Below are 18,887 nucleotides of genomic sequence, written 5' to 3'. Positions count from 1 at the left end.
CTAGCCGACGCAGGCCTCGAACACCCGGCGGTAGTTGCCGCCCAGGATCATGCCCGTCTCGTCCTGCGTGAAGCCGGCGGCGACCAGCGCGTCGCCCAGCGACGGCAGTTGCTCGTAGCCGGTGAACACCGGCGGCGAGATAAAGCCGAGCATGTCGGTGCCCAGGCCGACGTGCTCCACGCCCACCACGTCGGCCATGCGCTTGATGCCCTCGGCCATCGCCTGGAGGGTGTGGAACGTGCCGGAACTCGGCCACACGCCGATCACGCCGCCGGTGGCGGCGATCGCGCGCGCATGGTCAGGAGAGATCAGCCGGCTGCGCGCGCCGGGGCGGGCAGCCAGCGCGGAATGCGAGATGACCAGCGGCTTGCTGGATGCCGCCGCCGCGCGCTTGACCAGGTCATAGGTGCCGTGCGCCACGTCCACCACGATCCCCAGCGCATTGCAGCGCCGCACCACCGCCGCGCCGAAGTCCGTGAGGCCCCCGTGCACCGGGGTTTCGGTCTGGATGTCGCCGAGCTCGTTGATGCGGTAGTGCGTGAGCTGCAAGTGGCGCAACTGGTGCAGGTTGAAGGCCTCGTCCACGCGGTCCAGCCGGCCTTCGAGAAAATCCGCGCCTTCCGCCGCGATGATCGCGCACGGCCCGGCGTGGCCCTGCGCCGCCAGCGTGGCCGCGCTGGTGACCACCTGCATCTGCTCGCGCGCGACCAGTTCGTGGGCGCGCGCGAATTCGGTGCGGCCCAGCGCATACAGCTCGCCCTCCTGCGGCGTGCGCCAGGCTTCGAAGCGGGTGCGGTTGGCGGAGACGCGCGTCACCGTGGTGTCGGTGACGATGGCCAGGCAGATCACGTTCATGCCGCCGGCGCGCATCGGCGCGGCCAGCGGCAGGAACGGCCGCCTGGCGCCGATGGCGGGGTCGCGCGAGACGATCACGCGGCCCGCGTGGCTGTGCATGTCGATCGTCATGGCATCCGCGGCCGGCTTCCACTTGATCGGGGCCTCCTCGGGCTGCGCGCCGCCGGCTCCGCTCTCGGCCTCCTGCGGGCTTTCGGTATAGCCCGCGAACCGTCCCGGCGCGCAGGCCGCCAGCCCGAGCGCCGCGCCGGATGCCAGGAATACGCGTCGGCTCATCGTAGCCGCCGTGCCCGCCGCGGGCGCCGTCAGGGGCCGGGCGTCCACCAGCTGGTAGCGCCATCCGGCAGGATCGTCCCGCAGGCGGACCAGCCGGCCGCGCAGGCTGGCCGCCTGCGCTGGCAAGGGGACAGGCTGCGCCGCATAGACCTCGACGCAGGCCAGCGGATCGCGCGGCACGCAGCCGCCGCAACAGGGAGATTCGGCCGCCAGCAGGAAGTAGTCGGCACAGCCCGCCCCGGCATCGAGGGGGATCATCCAGCCGCTGAGTTCCACCGTTGCGCCGTCGTGCGCATCGGCACTGCCGTTCCGGATCGTCTTCCAGTCCATCTGCATCGGGGCCCCCTGGTGTGCGGTGCAAGTCGCGCCTGCTGCGTTATGGAGGATAGCCGATAGCCGCCACGCGCCGGTCACGCTTCAGCTTTTCTCCGCCGGCGGGCTGAACAGATACACCACCACGGCCGCCGCCACCAGCACCCCTGCCGCGAGGAAGATGGCCGCGTAGGTACGCGACACCGGCCAGTGCGCGGCATCGCCCAGGCTGGCGATCATGCCGTAGCCCCAGGACGTCAGCGCGGAACCGAGGAAGACAAAGGTGTTGAGCAGGCCCAGGCCGCGCCCGCGCGCCGCCGGCGGGATCAGGCCGCGGCCCTGCGCCATGACCAGCGGATGCAGCATGCCGATGGTGGACAACAAGGCCATCATGGCCACGCCCGACGCCACGCCGCTATCGGGCCAGATGGCCAGGAGCACCGCCCCCGCCAGCGCGAAGCAGGACCAGCCGCCGATGGTGGCCTTGAGCGTGCTGTGGCGCACCAGCACCGGCAGGAAGAACGCGGTGGCGAAACCGGCCAGGCTCAGCAGCGTCAGCGCCACGCCGCGCGGACCGGCCTGCAGGTGGTAGACGCTGGCCAGGTAGGGGCCGCTCCAGGCATTGCGGAAGGCGGTGCCGGCGGCCATCGCCACGCACAGCGGGATCAGCGTCCACAAGGGGGCAAGGCCCAGCAGCCGGGCGCTTTGCAGCAGCATCGAGCCCCATGGCGTGTTGCGCGCCTCGACATGCCCTTCGTCGCGCACGAAGCGCCATACGCCGTAGCAGGCGGCCCCCATGCACAGGGCCGCAAAGGCCATCGCCACGCGCCAGCCGAGCCACTGCGAGGCCCATCCCAGCGGCGCCGTGGCACACAGCGCGCCGATCATGCCGGTCGCGTTGGATTTGCTGACCACGCGCGTGTAGTCCCGCTCGGACAACTGCTCCGAGGCGAAATGCAGCAGCCCCATGAATACCGGCGCGCAGGCCAGGCCCAGGCCTGCCTGCGCAAGCATGGCCACGGTGCCGTTCGGCGCCACGATGAACAGCAGGGAAGACACCGCGCCGATGGCCAGCAGCAAGGCGGTGGGCCTGCCCACGCCGTAGCGGTCAAAGGCAATGCCACACGGGATCTGCGCCACCGCGAAGGCCAGGAAGAAGCTCGAGGACAGGGTGCCGAAGCCGGCGGCCGAAAGCCCGAAGTCGTGCTGGAGTTCCGGCGCCATCACGGCAAGGCAACTGCGGTAGAACTGGCTGAGCGCAAAGGCGAACGTCAGCAGCAGGATGCCGTGCAGCGCGCGGCTGGAGGGATTCGATGTGTCCGGGGAAGCGTGCAATTGCGCCGACAACTCGCCGCCATGCGCGGCTTGGGATTTCTTCACGATGGAACCAGGTCCGTTTTTCTGGCGGCACTATCTATCGAAGGGATCCTGGCGTCGGTGCGCGGTCTTGCCGTACCTGGCGCACTGTCCGCAGCCGCGCGTCTGGCCAGGACCGCTTCGCCTGTTCTCGATAGCGCCTCTTTCTTGTGCGCAGCCTCCCGCAGGGCCCGGGCCCGCGACCGCGGCGGCGAGGCCCGGAAGCGGCCAATTCTACGCCGCCTCTCGCCCGGTGCGGCGGGCGCGGCCGGGCTTGCGCCGTTTCAGTGCTTCTATTTGTTCGATTACCGGCGCGGCGCGCCCAAAGCCTCCCGGTCCCGGCGCAGGCAGCGGCCGGCGCTACTACGGGCAGCCGGAGGGCGCACTGCTGCTGGTGCCGCGCAAGCAGTAGGGCGGCCGGCTTCGGTGCGGGAGCGGCACAGGACAGTGCCGGAGCGTTCCCCGTGCAGGCCGGCCTCGCGCCGGCCGGTTTCGCCGTCTATTCTCCTAAGGTTGTCCACGATGTCACTCTCGCCGGCCGCAGCACGTCGGTCGCCATGAACGCAGGGGTCCGCCTTCCTCGCGCAGCCGGCATGACCCCGCCGCAAGGAGTCATCTCATGAACACCATCACCACCAGGGACGGAACCAAGATCTACTACAAGGACTGGGGCACGGGCCAGCCTGTCGTGTTCCATCATGGCTGGCCGCTCAGCGCCGACGACTGGGATGCACAGATGCTCTTCTTCCTGTCCAGGGGATACCGCGTGATCGCGCACGATCGCCGCGGGCACGGCCGCTCCACCCAGACCGCGACGGGTAATGACATGGACACCTACGCAGCCGACGTGGCGGCGCTGGCGGCCCACCTCGACCTGCGCAACGCCGTGCATGTCGGCCATTCCACCGGTGGCGGCGAAGTCGCCCGCTACGTGGCCAGGCACGGCACCGGCCGTGTCGCCAAGGCGGTGCTGATCGGCGCGGTACCGCCCATCATGGTCAAGAGCGACGCCAATCCCGGTGGCCTGCCGCTCGAGGTATTCGACGGCTTCCGCGCCCAGGTCGCCGCCAACCGCGCCCAGTTCTACAAGGATGTGCCGATTCCCTTCTATGGCTATAACCGCGACGGTGCGGCGGTTTCGGAAGGCATCAAGGAGAACTGGTGGCGCCAGGGCATGATGGGCGGGACAAAGGCCCACTACGACTGCATCAAGGCGTTCTCCGAGACGGATTTCACCGAAGACCTCAAGCAGATCGAAGTGCCGGTCCTGATCATGCACGGCGATGACGACCAGATCGTGCCCATCGCCGATGCGGCGCTGCTGTCCATCAAGCTGGTCCGCAACGGCACCCTCAAGGTCTACAAGGGCTTCCCGCACGGCATGTGCACCACCCACCCGGACATCATCAACGAAGACCTGCTCGCCTTTATCAGGCAATAGGTACAGGCAATAGGCACAGGCAATAGGCACAGGCAATAGGCACAGGCAAGGCCCGGCAACTGCTCGTCCATGACCGGCACGCCGGGCTGCCGGCATGCGGCCGCGGGGCATTCGCGGCGCGGCCGCTGTGGCACGGCGCCGGTGGTCCAACTGCGCACGGATGGCGCATCGGCATGATCCATGGCGCCGGATGCTGTCGTGTCGGACTGGCGGGTCGTATGGCGACCGCTCAAAGAATCCCATGACGCACTTTACGCGCGTTATTTGCCGCACATTTCATTCGGCAAATGAGAGTGATTGGCATTTACAATTGGCGGCTCCTCATCGTATTGCCGACAATGAATCATCCGTCGCGCGGCACCACCATTCGCGGGCCGCCGGCTTCACGCTGTATCACCCGAGCACCAGCCATGCCACCGCCTCTCGACCAGCTCACCCTGCCCGGCCCGCCCGCCCCGCTCGCCGCGGTCGAAGCAACGCGGCCGGCCCCGTCCGCGCAGGCTGCCCAGCCGCGGCGCCTGGCTTTCCTCGGCGCCGGCGCCCTGGTGGCGGTCGGCTACATGGACCCGGGCAACTGGGCTACCGCGATTTCCGGCGGCGCCAAGTACGGTTATGGCTTGCTCGCGGTGGTGGCCGCGGCCAGTGTCGTTGCCATGCTCCTGCAGTGGATCGCGGCGCGCATCGGCGTGGTCACCGGGCGCGACCTGGCGCAGCTGAGCCGCGAACGCTTCGGGCGGCGCACGGTGATCGGGCTGTGGATTGCCAGCGAGATCGCCATCATCGCCTGCGACGTGGCCGAAGTGGTCGGCACCGCCGTGGCGCTGCAATTGCTGCTGCATGTGAACCTGTGGGTAGGCGTGCTGCTCTCGGCAGTCGGCACGGTGGCGATGCTGGCCGTGCAGCGCCAGGGCCGGCGCACGCTCGAAGCGCTGGTGGCCGCCCTGATACTGATGGTGGCGTTGTGCTTCGCCGCGCAGCTGGCCATGGCGCAGCCCGACTGGGCGGCGGTAGCGGGCGGCTTCGCGCCCTCGGCGCAACTGGTGCGCGACGCGGGCATGCTGTGGCTGGCCGCGGGGATCGTGGGCGCCACCGTGATGCCGCACAACCTCTACCTGCATTCGGCGCTGGTGCGCAAGTTCGGGCCTGGCCCGCAGGCGGCGCAGGCAAGGACGGCGCCTGTGCCCCAGGCCGGCACGCCGGACGTGGCCGCCGCGCTGCGCGGCGTCAACCTGGACACCTTCGGCTCGCTGGCCTTCGCCTTTCTCATCAACGCCGCACTGCTGATCCTGGCGGCGGCCGTGTTCCACGCCAGCGGCAGGACCGAGGTCACCGACCTGGCCGATGCCCACCGCCTGCTGGACCCGCTGCTCCACTCGAACTGGGCCAGCCTGTTGTTCGCCGGCGCGCTGCTGGCATGCGGCCTCAATTCCACGCTGACCGGCACGCTGGCCGGCCAGGCGGTGATGGAAGGCTTCCTCAAGCTGCGCATCTCCCGCACCCGGCGCGCGCTGCTCACGCGCGGCCTGGCCATCGTGCCGGCGCTGGCGGCGGTCGGCGTGTTCGGCCAGCACGGCTCGGCCGAGCTGCTGGTGGCCAGCCAGGTGGTGCTGAGCCTGAGCCTGCCGCTCGCGGTGGTGCCGCTGATCCTGTTCGGCTCCAGCCGCGAGCTGATGGGCGCGTGGCGCGTGCGCGGCGTGCCCCTGGCGCTGGCCTGGCTGAGCGCCGGCGTGATCCTGTTCCTCAACGGCGCGCTGCTCTGGCAGGGGCTGGTGGCGTAACGACGTTGCTGTCTTTTCGCCGGCGCCTCAGCGGGCTGCGTGATGGCCTGGTGACGGCGGGCCGCGAGGTTCGGGCCTCTCTGGCCTGGCCATTCGGGCCCATGTCGCGGCGGCGTTCCCGCGCGGAGAGGGTCAGATCCGCCGACCGACCCTGGCTTGCCGGAATTAGCGCAGGCCCGGCACTTTCGCCCGGCGCGCTTCCTGTGCCTGCAGGGCCAGCGCGGCGCCCAGGCCGAGCACGCACAGCACGGCCGTCAGCAGGAAGGCGCGCCCGCCCACGCGGGCGAACAGGTAGCTCCCCAGGAACACGCTGGCCGCCGTCAGCAAGCCGGCACAGGCGGAATACAGGCCGGTGCCGCTGGAGAGCACCGGCGCCGGCACCCGCGTGCGAACATACTGGGCCGCGCCAAGCTGGGTAAAGCCGAGGGTGGCCCCTTGCAGCAGCTGAGCCAGCATGGCCACCCCGGGCGTCGGCGCCAGTCCGATCAGCGACCAGCGCAGGATGCCCGCCGCGCAGGCCAGCGCGATCAGCGCCGGCGCCGAGATGCGCGCCGCCAGCAGCGAGCCGAAGGCGAACGCCGTGATCTCGGCCAGCACGCCCAGCGCCCACAGGTAGCCGATGGTCGAGGCGGAGAATCCCACGCTCTTCCAGTAGAGCGCGCTGTAGCTGTAGAAGAAGCCGTGGCACGCCTGCGATACCGCCGCGCTGGCCAGGAACAGGGAAAAACCGGGCACTTGCAATACCTGCAACAGCGGCGCCTTCACCGCGTGGCGCACGGCCACGCTGTCGTTGGGCAGCATCAGCGCAAGCATCCCTTGCCCGAGGTACGCCACCAGGAAGGCCACCGCGATCACCCCGGTGCCGGCGCGGTCCACCAGCCAGCCCAGCGCCACCGACACTGCCACCACCGACATCGAGCCCGCGCTGCGCAGCCGCCCGAAATCGAAGCCATAGCGCGGCACGCCCGCCAGCGCCATCGATTCGCTCAGGGGAATCAGGCTGGCCGAGAACGCCTTGGTCGCCAGGAACACCAGCAGCACGCCGACGAAGCCCTCGGCGCTGAACAGCAGCCCGGCGCTGAGGACCGAGCCGCCCACCAGTGCCAGCAGGATGGCCTTGCGGCTGCGATACTGGTCGGCGATGGCGCCCACCGCCGGATTGACCAGCACGGCCAGCGCGGCGCCGAGCGCCATCACCAGCCCGGTCTGCTGTTCGTCCAGGCCCTGCGCGCGGATCCACAGCGGAAAAAAGCTGATGGCGATGGCGACGGGCGCATACAGCGCGATGTAGTAGAGGTAGAACGAAGCGACGGCGCGGCGGGCGCCAAAGGCGGTGGTCACGGGTGGATGCCGGAGAGGTTCTTGTTATTGGTGATGGCGCGGCCCGTACCGCCCGCCGCGCCGGCGCGGCTGGTCAGCCGCGCGGCCAGCCCAGTTCCACGAACACCTTGCACAGGGCTTCCATGCCGGCGGCGTCTTCGTCGTCGAAGCGTCCGGCCACGGGGCTGTCCACGTCCCACACGCCGATCAGGCTGCCGTCGGCGGCGATGAGCGGCACCACGACTTCCGATTGCGAGGCGGCATCGCAGGCGATATGCCCCGGGAACGCATGCACGTCAGGCACGACCTGGGTGGCGCGGGTCTGCGCGGCGGTGCCGCACACGCCCCGGCCCAGGGCGATGCGCACGCAGGCCGGCTTGCCCTGGAACGGCCCGACCACCAGTTCCGTGCCGTCGTGGAAATAGAAACCCGCCCAGTTCAGGTCCGGCAGCGAGTGGTAGACCAGCGCCGAGAAGTTGGCGGCGTTGGCGATGCGGTCGGTCTCGCCGGCCAGCAGCGAGCGGGCCTGCGCGGCCAGCTCCTGGTATTGCGCGGCCTTGGACTGCGGGGCGGGGCCGGTGGAAAGTTCGAACATGGCGGATTCCAGTGACAGCAGGAGAATGCGGCCTCCATTGTCTCACTCCTGCGTCCTAGGCAGGCAGCCCTGCTTCGCCGGCCAGCGTCTGCCGCAGCCAGCCGATGAACACTTCGGTATCGGCGGGCAGTTCGCGGGCGGCCGGCAACGCCATCAGCCCGCCCTGGAAGCGCACGAAGCCGTGCGGCGCAACGAGTTGCCCGTCCCGCAGTTCCTTGCGGATCAGGCGCTGCTCGACCAGCGCCACGCCGGCGCCCGAGAGCGCCGCCTCGATGCACAGGTGGGTATGCGGGAAGGTCAGCTCGCCACCGCGCGCGACCGGCTTGCCGGACAGTGCCTGCCACTGGTCCCAGGCGCTGGAGGTGAAGTCATGCGCGATGCGCACGCCGTTGCGCACCGAGCCCGCGTACGCCGGTGCGCACACCGGCCCGAAGGCCACCGGCGCCAGGTACAGCGCGCGCTTGCGATCAGCCTCCGCGTACGAACTGAGATCCCAGGCAATCACCACGTCGGCCCCTTCGGTGCGCATTTCGCGGGCGGAGGTCATGGACAGCCGGATGCGGATATCGGACCGCAGGCGATAGAAGTCCACCATGTGCGGCACCAGCCAGCGCATGGCGAAGGTGGCGCTGCAGGCCACATGCAGGCTTGGCCCGCGCGCCTGGTCCAGCAGGCGGCCATAGCCCTGTTCGAGCTGGTCGAACACGGCGCGCACCACGTCGTACATGGCCTGGCCACGCTCGTTGAGGCGCACGCCGGTGCCGTCCTTCTCGAACAGCGCGGTGCCCGCGTGCTCCTGCAATTGCCGCAATTGCCGGCTGACCGCGCCGTGCGTGCGGCAAAGCTCCTCGGCGGCGCGGGTAATGGAGCCGGTGCGCGCGGTGGCCTCGAAGGCGCGCAGCGTGGACATCGGGGGCAGGGTCCGCATGGCGATCCTTCCTTCGCTGCAGATGCGCAAATGTGCAAAAAACTGACGAAGCCGGAAGAATAACTCGGTTTTGCCGACGGCGAGCGGGCTCTACTATTCCCTACGTCAAGCGCGTCGTGGCCGGGACAGGAAATCTTTCCCGCAGGGCGGATTGCCTTCGGCGTGAAGAATATTCACGAAGGCGCGGCGACGGGAAGCGTTTTCAAGCGAGCAAACGGAGCGGCAGGATGAGCGAGATCAGGCAGGTGCAGGGATATGAAGTGCTGGACAGCCGCGGCAATCCCACCGTGGAGGTGGAGGTCACGCTGGCCGATGGCGCGGTGGGCCGGGCCACGGTGCCGTCGGGCGCATCCACCGGTGCGCGCGAGGCGGTGGAGTTGCGCGATGGCGATCCCGCGCGCTATCTCGGCAGGGGCGTCAGCCGCGCGGTTGCGGCCGTGAACACCGGGCTGCGCGCCGCGCTGGCTGGCGTGGACGCGCGCGACCAGCGGCGGGTGGACGGCATCATGATCGAACTGGACGGCACGCCGGACAAGGGCAGGCTCGGCGCCAACGCATTGCTGGGCGTGTCGCTGGCGGTGGCGCATGCGGCGGCGGCTTCGGGCGGCACCACGCTGTTCGCCCACCTTGGCGGGGCGCAAGCGGTCGTGCTGCCGGTGCCGATGATCAACATCATCAACGGCGGCGCGCACGCGGACAACGCCATCGATTTCCAGGAATTCATGATCATGCCGGTGGGCGCGCCGGGCTTTGCCGAAGGCGTGCGCATGGCATCGGAGATCTTCCATACGTTGCGGGTGGACCTGAAGGCGGCGGGCTTCAACACCAATGTGGGTGACGAGGGCGGCTTCGCGCCGGACCTGCGCTGCGCCGACGAGGCGCTGGCGTTCATCCTGCGCGCGGTGGAGCGCGCCGGCTACCGCGCCGGCACGGACGTGGTGCTGGCCATCGACCCCGCCGCCAGCGAGTTCCACGAGAACGGCAGCTACGTCTATCGCGGCGAGGGCGTGACGCGCAGCGCGGAGGCCCAGGTGGACTACCTGGCCGCTCTGGTGTCGCGCTACCCCATCGTCTCCATCGAGGACGGCATGGCCGAGGATGACGCGCACGGGTGGCAGCTGCTGACGGCGCGGCTCGGGCGCCGGTGCCAGCTGGTGGGCGACGATGTGTTCTGCACCAACCCCGCGCTGCTGCGGTTAGGCATCGAGCAAGGGATCGCCAATTCGATCCTGGTCAAGGCCAACCAGATCGGCACCCTGAGCGAGACGCTGGACACCGTGGACGTGGCGCACGCGGCCGGCTATGCCGCGGTGATGTCGCATCGTTCCGGCGAGACCGAGGACACCAGCATCGCCGACCTGGCGGTGGCGACCGGCTGCGGACAGATCAAGACCGGCTCGGTCTCGCGCTCGGACCGCACCGCCAAGTACAACCGGCTGATCCGCATCGAGCGCGCGCTGGGCGCGCGGGCGCGCTATGCGGGCGCCGCCGTCGTCAAGCCAGCAGGCTGAGCGGGCGGCGCCGCGGATCAGGGGCGCATCAGGTGCCCGCCACCTTCAGCAGCACCGGGTCGTTGCGGTACAGGTCGGGGAAGATCTCCTTGAGGTAGCCGATCTTGGGCAGGTCGTTGACGACGATGTACGGGTGGGCCGGATGCCGCGTGAGGAAATTCTGGTGGTAGGCCTCGGCCGGGTAGAAGGCCTTGTAGTCTTCCACGCGGGTGACGATCGGGCCGGAGAAGACATGCGCCTTGCCGAGCTGCGCGATATAGGCCTGCGCCACGCTGCGCTGCTCGGCCGTGAGCGGGAACACGGCCGAGCGGTATTGCGTGCCGTGGTCAGGGCCCTGGAAGTTGAGCTGGGTCGGGTTGTGCGCCACCGAGAAGAAGACCTGCAGCAGGCGGCCGTAGCTGACCTGCGACGGATCGAAGGTGACCTGCACCGATTCCGCGTGTCCCGTGTCGCCGCCGCTTACGGCTTCGTACTGCGCGGTGTTCGCCGCGCCGCCGGCATAGCCCGAGGTGACCTGCTTGACGCCGCGGACATGCTGGAATACGCCCTGCACGCCCCAGAAGCAGCCGCCGGCGAAGACCGCGGTCTCGGTTTGCGCCGCGTTCTTTTCGTCCTGCGCGGGCGGCGGGATCTTGACGGCCTGCTCGGCCGAATTGGCGCTCTGCCATGCCAGCAGGCTCACCGCCACCATGGCCGCGCCGGCGATCCTGGCGGCGCTCGAGCGCGTCAGCCGGGAGAAGAGGGTTGTCGATTGGATGCTCATGATTGCCTGTCCTTGGATAGCTGCAATGAAGTGAGGCGGCGTTGCGTGGATGCGTGCCGCGGAAGATCAGCCGAAGGTGAAGGCATAGGCCTCCACGCCGGGGTCAAGGAATTCGATGGCGAAGGTGTGGTCCGCGATCTTGCCGGCCTGGCGCACGAGCTGGTACAGGCGCTGTCCGGTGACGGTGCCGCTGCCGTCGGCATCCACGTCGGTGCCGTGCGCGTCGCCAGGGGCTGCGCCGTCGATGCTGACGCGGAAACGTACCGGCTTGCCGTCCTTGCCCGGGCCCAGCACGAGGTGCAGGTCGCGGGCATGGAAGCGGTAGACGATGCGTCCGTCCTTGCTCTCGAGCGTGGCGTGCTCCGCGCCGACTTTCCAGTTGCCGGCCAGGGCCCAGTCATTGAGCGCGGGCGTGGCCGGTGCCGCATAGCTGCGGACCTTGTCCTGCGCCTGGCCGCCCGGCGAGGCAAAGTTCTCCGCGCGCTCGTAGCCGAGGTAGGTCTCGCCTGACTGCACGTCGGCGTTGTCGGAGGCCATCTGCACGCCCTGCTCCGTGGCCGTGCCCAGGCCGGTGGCAACCTTGGCCGCGCCGGCGTGGCCGGCCTCGGCCAGCAGTTGCTGGATCACCTGCTCGGAGTGGGCGTATTCGCCTTCGCCGAAATGGTGGAAGCGGATCTGGCCCCTGGCATCGATGAAATAGTGCGCCGGCCAGTACTGGTTGTTGAAGGCGCGCCAGATCGCGTAGTTATTGTCGACCGCCACCGGGTAGTCGATGCCGAGGTCACGCACGGCCTTCTGCACATTGTCCACATTGCGTTCGAAGGCAAATTCCGGCGCGTGCACGCCGATCACCACCAGGCCCTGGTCACGGTATTTCTGCGCCCATGCTTTCACATAAGGCAGGGCACGCAGGCAGTTGATGCAGGAGTAGGTCCAGAAATCCACCAGCACCACCTTGCCGCGCAGGCCTTCGGCGGTGAGCGGCGGCGAGTTCAGCCACTGCACCGCGCCGGCCAGCGCGGGCAGCTGGCCTTCGACCGGCAGCGCGGCGGGGGCGCCGGCATTGACGGCGCGCATCATCGAGCCGGATGCCGCCATCATGGCCGGGCCGTCGCCATTGGCCTCTGTCGTGCCACTGGCCGCGGCAGGCGTGGGCGTGGCGTTCGCGGCATTGCCTCCCAGGCGGTCCAGCAGGTGCTGCTCGATGCCGCCGGTGGCGACCGTCGAGACCCGCGCCAGCACACCCGTGTCCAGCCCCAGCGCGATCGCGGCGACGCCGGCCAGCATGGCCGCGCCGATGCCGCGCCGCACCCATTCGCCGGCGCCCAGCGAGCGCTTCATCGCGGTGAACACGCGCCCGCCGATCAGCAGGGCCACCGCCAGCGAGGTGGCGGCGCCGGCGGCATAGGCCACCAGCAGCAAGGTGGTGCCCACGCTGGCGCCGCGCAGCGCGGCACCGGTCAGCACCAGGCCGAGGATGGGGCCCGCGCACGGCGCCCACAGCAGGCCGGTGGCGATGCCGAGCAGGAAGGAGGAGCCAGGCCGCACCTGCCCGTCGGCTTGCGCGAAGGCGGAGAGACGGCTGCCCGCGCTCACCAGCGGATGCATGAGGCGCTCAGCCAGGCGCGGCAGCAGCAGCGTCAGGCCGAACACGGCAAGCAGGGCGATGGCCAGCCAGCGGCCGTACTGGTTGGCCTGCGCCACCCAGCCGCCGCCCACCGCCGCCAGCGTGGCCACGCCGGCGAAGGTCAGCGCCATCCCGGCCAGCAGTGGCAGGCCGCTGCGCACGAAGGGCTGGTCCGCGCGCGAGAACACGAACGGGAGCACGGGCAGGATGCACGGGCTCAGGATGGTGAGCGCGCCGCCCAGGTAGGCGAGTACGATAAGGAGCATGGCGTTGTCTTGGTATGGTTGTCTGCCGGGCGCGGGCCCGCGGTCGTCAGGCGGCCTGCGGGCGGAAGGTCATCGCCAGGCCGTTCATGCAGTAGCGCAGGCCGGTGGGCTTGGGGCCGTCGTCGAACACATGGCCCAGGTGGCCGCCACAGCGCCGGCAGTGCACTTCCGTGCGCGTCATGCCGAAGCTGCGGTCTTGCGTCGTGCCCACGGCCCGCTCCAGCGGCGCCCAGAAGCTGGGCCAGCCGGTGCGGCTGTCGAACTTGGTGCGCGAGGAGAACAGGTCGAGCTGGCAGCCGGCGCAGGCGAACACGCCGGCGCGGTGTTCGTCGTTCAGCGGGCTGCTGTAGGGCCGTTCGGTGCCTTCCTGGCGCAGCACGTTGTACTGGGCGGGGGTCAGCAGCTGGCGCCACTGTTCGTCGGACTTCACCACCTCGAAGACCTCGGCGGGCTTGCCGCCGCCGGACGGCCCGGCCGCCAGCGCGCGCCAGCCGCTCACCGTGGCAATGGCCGCCACGGCCGCGCCGCCCGAGATCAGAAAGCGCCTTCTGCTCCGCATGATGTGCTCCTTGCGTGGGTTCCACGAATCAATGGGCGCATCGTATGGCCGGTGCGATCCCGGAGTCCTCACGAAAGGTTAAATTAAATGTGATAACTCGGCGGCGCAGAATTCTGCACAATGACTGCGCGGGCCCCGACCCTCACTCCACCGTCCTCACTCCACCGTCCCCATCGCCCATGCCAACGGACCATCCCAAGCGCATCCTGATCGTCGAAGACGACGTCGACATCGCCAATGTGCTGAGCCTGCACCTGCGCGACGAGCGCTATGAAGTCGTGCACAGCGCGGACGGCAACGAAGGCCTGCGCCTGCTGGAGCAAGGCAGCTGGGACGCGCTGATCCTGGACCTGATGCTGCCCGGCGTGGACGGACTGGAGATCTGCCGGCGCGCCCGCGCCATGGCGCGCTACACGCCCATCATCATCACCAGCGCGCGCTCCAGCGAGGTGCACCGCATCCTGGGGCTGGAACTGGGCGCCGACGACTACCTCGCCAAGCCGTTCTCGGTGCTGGAACTGGTGGCGCGCGTGAAGGCGCTGCTGCGGCGCGTGGACGCGCTGGCCAGGGACCTGCGCGTGGATGCCGGCAGCCTGGTGCTGGGCGGGCTGTCGATCGACCCGATCACGCGCGAGGCCAGCGTGGACGGGCGCCGCATCGAACTGACCCCGCGCGAGTTCGACCTGCTCTATTTCTTCGCCCGCCACCCCGGCAAGGTGTTCTCGCGCATGGACCTGCTCAATGCCGTCTGGGGTTACCAGCACGAGGGCTACGAGCACACCGTCAACACCCATATCAACCGGCTGCGCACCAAGATCGAGGCCGATCCGGCGCAACCCAGCCGCATCCTCACGGTCTGGGGACATGGCTACAAGCTGGCGGCCGGAACATCCGGCGCGCCGGGAGATGCGACATGAACGCCCGCACCGAGGCTGGCACCGAAGCCATGCAGGACCGCCCCGCGCGCCGGGCGCCGCGCTTCGGGCTTACGCTCACGCAGCGCCTGTCGCTGGTGTTCTCGGTGCTGCTGCTGGCCTGCTGCGGCGCCTCGGCATGGCTGCAGGTCCGCTCGAACGACATGCACGAGAAGGAGGTCATCCAGGATCTCTCCCGCGGGCTTGCCGCGCATATCGCGCGCAACGCCGTGCTGATGGACGCCAACGGCCTCAAGCCGGAAGCCCTGCGCCAGCTGTTCGGCCAGCTGATGGTGGTGAACCCGAGCGTGGAGGTGTACCTGCTGGACAACCAGGGGCGCGTGATGGGCCACGACGCGCCCGCCGGGCGACTGCAGCGCGAGCAGGTGGACCTGCAGCCGGTGCGCCGCCTGCTGGCCGGCGATGCGTTGCCGATCCTGGGCGACGACCCGCGCAGCGCCTCGGGCCGCAAGGTTTTCAGCGCCGCGCCGCTGCGCTCGGGCGGCTATATCTACGTGGTGCTGCTGGGCGAGACCCACGACGAGCTGGCGGCGCGGGCATCGGCCAGTTCGGTGCTGCGCACCACGCTGTGGTCAATGGCGCTGGTGGCGCTGCTGGGTCTGCTGGCGGGGCTGGTGGCGTTCGGGCTGATCACGCGGCCCCTGCGCCGCCTGACCGAGGCCATGCGGCGCTTCAACGCCGACGCGGACCCGGAGACCGCGCCCGCGGCGCAGCCGCGCTTGCCGCGCGTATCGAGCGCGGGCAGCCACGACGAGATCGCCGCGCTCGAGGCCGCCTTCGCCCAGATGGCCGACCGCATCGCCGAGCAATGGCGCGCGCTGACCAAGCAGGACCAGGAGCGGCGCGAGCTGGTGGCCAATATCTCGCATGACCTGCGCACGCCGCTGACTTCGCTGCAGGGCTACCTGGAAACGCTGTCGCTCAAGGCGGATACGCTCGGCGAGGCTGAACGCAAGCGCTACCTTGCCATCGCGCTGGCGCAGAGCGTGAAGGTGGGCCGTCTGGCCCAGTCGCTGTTCGAGCTGGCGCGGCTGGAGCACGGCATCGTGCAGCCCGCGCTGGAAGCCTTCTCGCTGGTCGACCTGGTGCAGGATGTATTCCAGAAGTTCGAGCTGCCCGCCGAGGCGCGGCAGGTGCAGCTGCGCGCGGGTATCCCGCAGCGGCTGCCAGCCGTGACGGCGGACCTGGGAATGATCGAGCGCGTGCTGACCAACCTGCTGGACAACGCCATCCGCCATACGCCGGCGCATGGCGCCGTCGACGTCGACCTTGCCGTTGGCGACGGCAAGGTGTCGGTCACGGTCAGCGATACCGGCCCCGGCATTGCGCCGGCGCTGCGCGAGCGCCTGTTCCAGCGGCCGTTCAGCGCCGGCGCGCATCGCGGTGGCGGGCTCGGCCTGCTGATCGTGCAGCGCATGCTGCAACTGCATCGCAGCCAGATCCGCCTGCTCGAGCGCGAAGGCACGGGCGCGGCGTTCCGCTTCGAGCTGCCGGTGGCGGGCCGGCAAATGCCTTAGACCCCTGGCCCCCTGGACCCCTGGCCCCCTGGACCCCTGGACCCCTTAGGGCGATGATGATCTGCATCAAGGGTGGACGGAAGGCGCCTGCGCATAATGAAATCCGCGATTCCCGCCGGCGCTGGCGTCAGGTTCACGGGAGATCGCGCAACGTTCAGCGCAACCTTTCCGAAATCCGACATGGCAGCACACGTGCATAACCTCGGTTCGTCCCAGTCTGACCACGCTACCGGCCCGCAGCAAGGCGGCGGCCGTCCCGTCGCCAGGGGCGACGTGGTGCCGACCAATACGCCACGCTCGGCCGAACGCAATACCGTGGAGAGCGCCGTGGACGCCGCCGCGCAGCTGGCGGCAAGCAGCATGCAGGACATCCTGGCGAGCGGCGCCGCCGATGGCGAGGAAGGCATGCTCGGCGTGGTCAGGACCTTGATGGACGGCATGTCTCCCGACGAGGCGGCGCAGCTGCGCCGCCTCATCCTCGAAGGCGATCCGGCGGCCTGGCAGGTGGGCAGGCGCAGGCATCCGGACCATGAGCTGTCGCAGGGCTGGCGCGAAGGCCAGTATCCGTACCAGAACCTGATGTCGCGGCGCAATTACGAGAAGCAGAAATACCGGCTCCAGGTGGAGTTCCTCAAGCTGCAGGCCTGGGTGAAGGACACCGGCCAGCGCGTGGTGATCCTCTTCGAAGGCCGCGACGCGGCCGGCAAGGGCGGCGCCATCAAACGCTTCATGGAGCACCTGAACCCGCGCGGCGCGCGCGTGGTGGCGCTGGAGAAGCCCACCGAATCCGAGCGCGGCCAGTGGTACTTCCAGCGCTATATCCAGCATCTGCCCTCGGCCGGCGAGATCGTGCTGTTCGACCGCTCCTGGTACAACCGCGCCGGGGTGGAGCATGTGATGGGGTTCTGCACGCCGCAGGAGTACCAGGACTTCCTGCAGCAGGTGCCGGAATTCGAGCGGCACCTGGTGCGCAGCGGCATCCACCTGTTCAAGTTCTGGTTCTCGGTCAGCCAGAAGGAGCAGCGCCGGCGTTTCCGCGAGCGCGAGATCCATCCACTCAAGCAATGGAAGCTCAGCCCGGTCGACGTCGCATCGCTCGACAAGTGGGACGCCTATACGCGGGCCAAGGAAACGATGTTCGCGCGCACGGACACCGCCGATTCGCCCTGGACCGTGATCCGCTCCGATTGCAAGAAACGGGCGCGCCTGAACGCGATGCGGCACGTGTTGCTGCGCTTTCCCTACGCCAACCGTGAAGTCGAGGCCATCGGCACGACCGATCCGCTGATCGTCGGGCGGGCCCTGGCGGGCTAGTCCCGGTCACGGCGCGCCGCCCCGGCGGCGCGGGCCCTCACTCGCCCGCGCCATTCCCGGCGGCCAACAGTATCCCGGCTCCGGCTTCCTTCGCCAGCACGCTGAGCCGTTGCACCGCGGCGGCCAAGCCTGCCTTCAGATTCCGCGACAAGCCCGGCAAGCCGGCCGCGGACTAGAGCGTTGCAGTGCCACGCGCCGGGCGGGCAAAGCGCCGGCGTGCCAGTGCCGTCTATCCCGCCAGTGCGCTCCCCGGGCCGGCCAGGCTGCCGTCGGAGGCATAGAGGATCAGGTCGGCATCGCGCGTGATGCCGAGCTTTCGCATCGCACTGGCCTTTTGCGAACTGACCGTCTGCTTGCTGCGATGCAATTGCGCGGCGATCTCGTTGACCGTTTGTCCCGAGCCGAACAGCCGCACGACTTCGGCCTCGCGCGCGGTCAGCGGCCGGATGGACGCGGCCGGCTTGCTCTCGTCCAGGATGCGCTTGATGGTGGGCGAGAAATACTTGCCGTTCGCATAGGCAGCGTGGACAGCCGCCAGCAGGTGCGACATGGCATCCGACTTGCTCAGGATGGAGTTCACGCCTTGCTGATGGATCGCGCGGACGACGCCGGGATTGTCCATCATGGTGAGAATCACGAGCCGCAGCCCGGGATAGCGCCGCTGCAGGAACGACACCAGCGTCAGCCCGTCGCCGTATTGCCCCCCCGGCATCACATAGTCCGATACCAGCACGTCGCAGGCGTGCGTGTCGAGCGCCGCGATCAGTTCCGTCGAATTGCCGACCGTGGCGACGATTTCCGCGGCGTCGAGCTTGCGCAGTTCGTAGGTGATGCCCAGCGCGACGGCCGGGTGGTCGTCGGCAACGATCACGCGCATCGAAAACTCTTTCATCTTGCTTCACTCCTTGGCCCGGCCGGGCACGGCGCGGAAACGCGGCAGAAGAACGGGCTTGAATTCAGGCGCAGGGTTGGCGCTCGACAAGGGGGTGAGCAACCAGGAAAAATCTTAAGCGAATGCCTTGCAAGAAACAGAGAATTCTGGATTCCGGATGGAAAATCATACCGACAGATCGGAGCAGAAACAATCTGGCTTCAGTTGGGGTGGGAGTCCTCGCCTGCGCGCAGAAAGGTGTCGCCGCGCGCGCCGTCCTATTCATGGAAATGTGCTTTGTGTGGCACTGTTGTTCGGGCGCTTCTGCATTCAGCCGGCAGGCCTGCTTCCCGGCATCGCCGCAACGGGGTCGGACGCGGAGTCGAGCGCGCTTTCCCATTGCGCGAGAAGGCGCCGCCGCTGCTGGGGCGATGTCAGCAGGAAGTCGTTCATCAATGCAATGAAGCATTGTTGATCCATGTGGCTCAGCTCAGCGAATTCAAGCAAGAGCCGGCGGGCCTGGCGTGAAGAACGTGTGTTCGTATCGGGTTTCTTCATGGTGACATCGCAGCTATTGGGGGCTCATAGTGAATGTCGTGCGCGTGTGCTCGTCGCCGGGTGCAATGGCGCAAGCCCTTGCACTCAGCGCGCGGCCAGGGGAGC

At 69.1% G+C, this 18,887-nt stretch carries 16 protein-coding genes; 6 read left to right on the top strand and 10 right to left on the bottom strand.

Annotation, left to right across the window (positions count from 1 at the left end):
- Entirely contained in the window at positions 1 to 1,467 is a 1,467-nt protein-coding gene (locus tag AC1DKV_RS20700) for a dipeptidase (RefSeq protein ID WP_441612002.1), read from the bottom strand.
- An 81-nt stretch (positions 1,468 to 1,548) separates the two neighbouring features.
- Positions 1,549 to 2,790 (bottom strand): MFS transporter, encoded by a 1,242-nt coding sequence (locus tag AC1DKV_RS20695; protein WP_441612269.1) that lies wholly within the window; start codon positions 2,788 to 2,790, stop codon positions 1,549 to 1,551.
- Positions 2,791 to 3,418: 628 nt separating this feature from the next.
- Between AC1DKV_RS20695 and AC1DKV_RS20690 the strand changes: the two genes are divergently transcribed.
- Both AC1DKV_RS20690 and AC1DKV_RS20685 read left to right on the top strand, forming a co-directional pair.
- On the top strand, positions 3,419 to 4,240 hold the full coding sequence (locus tag AC1DKV_RS20690; RefSeq protein WP_441612003.1) for an alpha/beta fold hydrolase: 822 nt from the start codon (positions 3,419 to 3,421) through the stop codon (positions 4,238 to 4,240).
- Positions 4,241 to 4,650: 410 nt separating this feature from the next.
- The gene (locus AC1DKV_RS20685; RefSeq protein ID WP_441612004.1) at positions 4,651 to 6,018 is read left to right on the top strand and encodes an Nramp family divalent metal transporter; all 1,368 of its coding nucleotides are present in this window, start codon (positions 4,651 to 4,653) and stop codon (positions 6,016 to 6,018) included.
- A gap of 165 nt (positions 6,019 to 6,183) precedes the next feature.
- On the opposite strand, the gene AC1DKV_RS20680 is transcribed toward AC1DKV_RS20685, so the two are convergent.
- From AC1DKV_RS20680 to AC1DKV_RS20670, 3 genes are all read right to left on the bottom strand, one after another.
- Positions 6,184 to 7,359, bottom strand: coding sequence for an MFS transporter (locus tag AC1DKV_RS20680; protein WP_441612006.1), 1,176 nt, complete (start codon positions 7,357 to 7,359; stop codon positions 6,184 to 6,186).
- A gap of 73 nt (positions 7,360 to 7,432) precedes the next feature.
- Positions 7,433 to 7,933 carry a GAF domain-containing protein gene (locus AC1DKV_RS20675; RefSeq protein ID WP_441612007.1) on the bottom strand — a complete coding sequence of 167 codons (501 nt, stop codon included), beginning with the start codon at positions 7,931 to 7,933 and terminating at the stop codon, positions 7,433 to 7,435.
- A gap of 55 nt (positions 7,934 to 7,988) precedes the next feature.
- Entirely contained in the window at positions 7,989 to 8,861 is an 873-nt protein-coding gene (locus AC1DKV_RS20670) for a LysR family transcriptional regulator (RefSeq protein ID WP_441612008.1), read from the bottom strand.
- A gap of 227 nt (positions 8,862 to 9,088) precedes the next feature.
- Between AC1DKV_RS20670 and eno the strand changes: the two genes are divergently transcribed.
- On the top strand, positions 9,089 to 10,372 hold the full coding sequence (gene eno / locus AC1DKV_RS20665; RefSeq protein WP_441612009.1) for a phosphopyruvate hydratase: 1,284 nt from the start codon (positions 9,089 to 9,091) through the stop codon (positions 10,370 to 10,372).
- A 28-nt stretch (positions 10,373 to 10,400) separates the two neighbouring features.
- Here eno and msrA read toward each other — a convergent pair whose 3' ends face one another.
- The 3 genes from msrA to msrB form a co-directional block, all read right to left on the bottom strand.
- Positions 10,401 to 11,135 carry a peptide-methionine (S)-S-oxide reductase MsrA gene (gene msrA / locus AC1DKV_RS20660; RefSeq protein ID WP_441612010.1) on the bottom strand — a complete coding sequence of 245 codons (735 nt, stop codon included), beginning with the start codon at positions 11,133 to 11,135 and terminating at the stop codon, positions 10,401 to 10,403.
- Between the two features lie 66 nt (positions 11,136 to 11,201).
- Entirely contained in the window at positions 11,202 to 13,028 is a 1,827-nt protein-coding gene (locus AC1DKV_RS20655) for a cytochrome c biogenesis protein DipZ (RefSeq protein ID WP_441612011.1), read from the bottom strand.
- A gap of 46 nt (positions 13,029 to 13,074) precedes the next feature.
- Positions 13,075 to 13,587, bottom strand: a complete 513-nt coding sequence (gene msrB / locus AC1DKV_RS20650) for a peptide-methionine (R)-S-oxide reductase MsrB (RefSeq protein ID WP_441612012.1) — start codon at positions 13,585 to 13,587, stop codon at positions 13,075 to 13,077.
- A 179-nt stretch (positions 13,588 to 13,766) separates the two neighbouring features.
- Here msrB and AC1DKV_RS20645 point away from each other — a divergent pair, with 179 nt between their 5' ends.
- The 3 genes from AC1DKV_RS20645 to ppk2 all read left to right on the top strand — a co-directional run bounded on the left by AC1DKV_RS20645 (position 13,767) and on the right by ppk2 (position 17,353).
- Positions 13,767 to 14,504 carry a response regulator transcription factor gene (locus AC1DKV_RS20645; protein WP_441612013.1) on the top strand — a complete coding sequence of 246 codons (738 nt, stop codon included), beginning with the start codon at positions 13,767 to 13,769 and terminating at the stop codon, positions 14,502 to 14,504.
- Positions 14,505 to 14,533: 29 nt separating this feature from the next.
- Positions 14,534 to 16,039 (top strand): HAMP domain-containing sensor histidine kinase, encoded by a 1,506-nt coding sequence (locus AC1DKV_RS20640; protein ID WP_441612270.1) that lies wholly within the window; start codon positions 14,534 to 14,536, stop codon positions 16,037 to 16,039.
- A gap of 180 nt (positions 16,040 to 16,219) precedes the next feature.
- A complete protein-coding gene (ppk2, locus tag AC1DKV_RS20635) occupies positions 16,220 to 17,353 on the top strand; it encodes a polyphosphate kinase 2 (RefSeq protein ID WP_441612015.1) in 1,134 nt (377 codons plus the stop codon).
- Between the two features lie 229 nt (positions 17,354 to 17,582).
- On the opposite strand, the gene AC1DKV_RS20630 is transcribed toward ppk2, so the two are convergent.
- Positions 17,583 to 18,245: a response regulator gene (locus tag AC1DKV_RS20630; RefSeq protein ID WP_441612016.1), complete on the bottom strand. Its 663-nt coding sequence runs from the start codon at positions 18,243 to 18,245 to the stop codon at positions 17,583 to 17,585.
- A gap of 309 nt (positions 18,246 to 18,554) precedes the next feature.
- On the bottom strand, positions 18,555 to 18,782 hold the full coding sequence (locus tag AC1DKV_RS20625) for a hypothetical protein (protein WP_441612017.1): 228 nt from the start codon (positions 18,780 to 18,782) through the stop codon (positions 18,555 to 18,557).
- Positions 18,783 to 18,887 lie beyond the last annotated feature (105 nt).

It is taken from the genome of Cupriavidus sp. 05T41 (genome assembly GCF_056396525.1).
Note: the sequence above shows the minus strand (reverse complement) of the source record. Positions and strands in the feature narration are given on the sequence as shown.

Bases quoted from the DNA above. Each gene is read 5' to 3' on its own strand.
- AC1DKV_RS20645 (WP_441612013.1), top strand. From the start codon at position 13,767: ATGCCAACGGACCATCCCAAGCGCATCCTGATCGTCGAAGACGACGTC.
- msrA (WP_441612010.1), bottom strand. From the start codon at position 11,135: ATGAGCATCCAATCGACAACCCTCTTCTCCCGGCTGACGCGCTCGAGC.
- AC1DKV_RS20690 (WP_441612003.1), top strand. From the start codon at position 3,419: ATGAACACCATCACCACCAGGGACGGAACCAAGATCTACTACAAGGAC.
- AC1DKV_RS20655 (WP_441612011.1), bottom strand. From the start codon at position 13,028: ATGCTCCTTATCGTACTCGCCTACCTGGGCGGCGCGCTCACCATCCTG.
- eno (WP_441612009.1), top strand. From the start codon at position 9,089: ATGAGCGAGATCAGGCAGGTGCAGGGATATGAAGTGCTGGACAGCCGC.
- AC1DKV_RS20630 (WP_441612016.1), bottom strand. From the start codon at position 18,245: ATGAAAGAGTTTTCGATGCGCGTGATCGTTGCCGACGACCACCCGGCC.
- ppk2 (WP_441612015.1), top strand. From the start codon at position 16,220: ATGGCAGCACACGTGCATAACCTCGGTTCGTCCCAGTCTGACCACGCT.
- AC1DKV_RS20640 (WP_441612270.1), top strand. From the start codon at position 14,534: ATGCAGGACCGCCCCGCGCGCCGGGCGCCGCGCTTCGGGCTTACGCTC.
- msrB (WP_441612012.1), bottom strand. From the start codon at position 13,587: ATGCGGAGCAGAAGGCGCTTTCTGATCTCGGGCGGCGCGGCCGTGGCG.
- AC1DKV_RS20685 (WP_441612004.1), top strand. From the start codon at position 4,651: ATGCCACCGCCTCTCGACCAGCTCACCCTGCCCGGCCCGCCCGCCCCG.
- AC1DKV_RS20625 (WP_441612017.1), bottom strand. From the start codon at position 18,782: ATGAAGAAACCCGATACGAACACACGTTCTTCACGCCAGGCCCGCCGG.
- AC1DKV_RS20700 (WP_441612002.1), bottom strand. From the start codon at position 1,467: ATGCAGATGGACTGGAAGACGATCCGGAACGGCAGTGCCGATGCGCAC.
- AC1DKV_RS20675 (WP_441612007.1), bottom strand. From the start codon at position 7,933: ATGTTCGAACTTTCCACCGGCCCCGCCCCGCAGTCCAAGGCCGCGCAA.
- AC1DKV_RS20670 (WP_441612008.1), bottom strand. From the start codon at position 8,861: ATGCGGACCCTGCCCCCGATGTCCACGCTGCGCGCCTTCGAGGCCACC.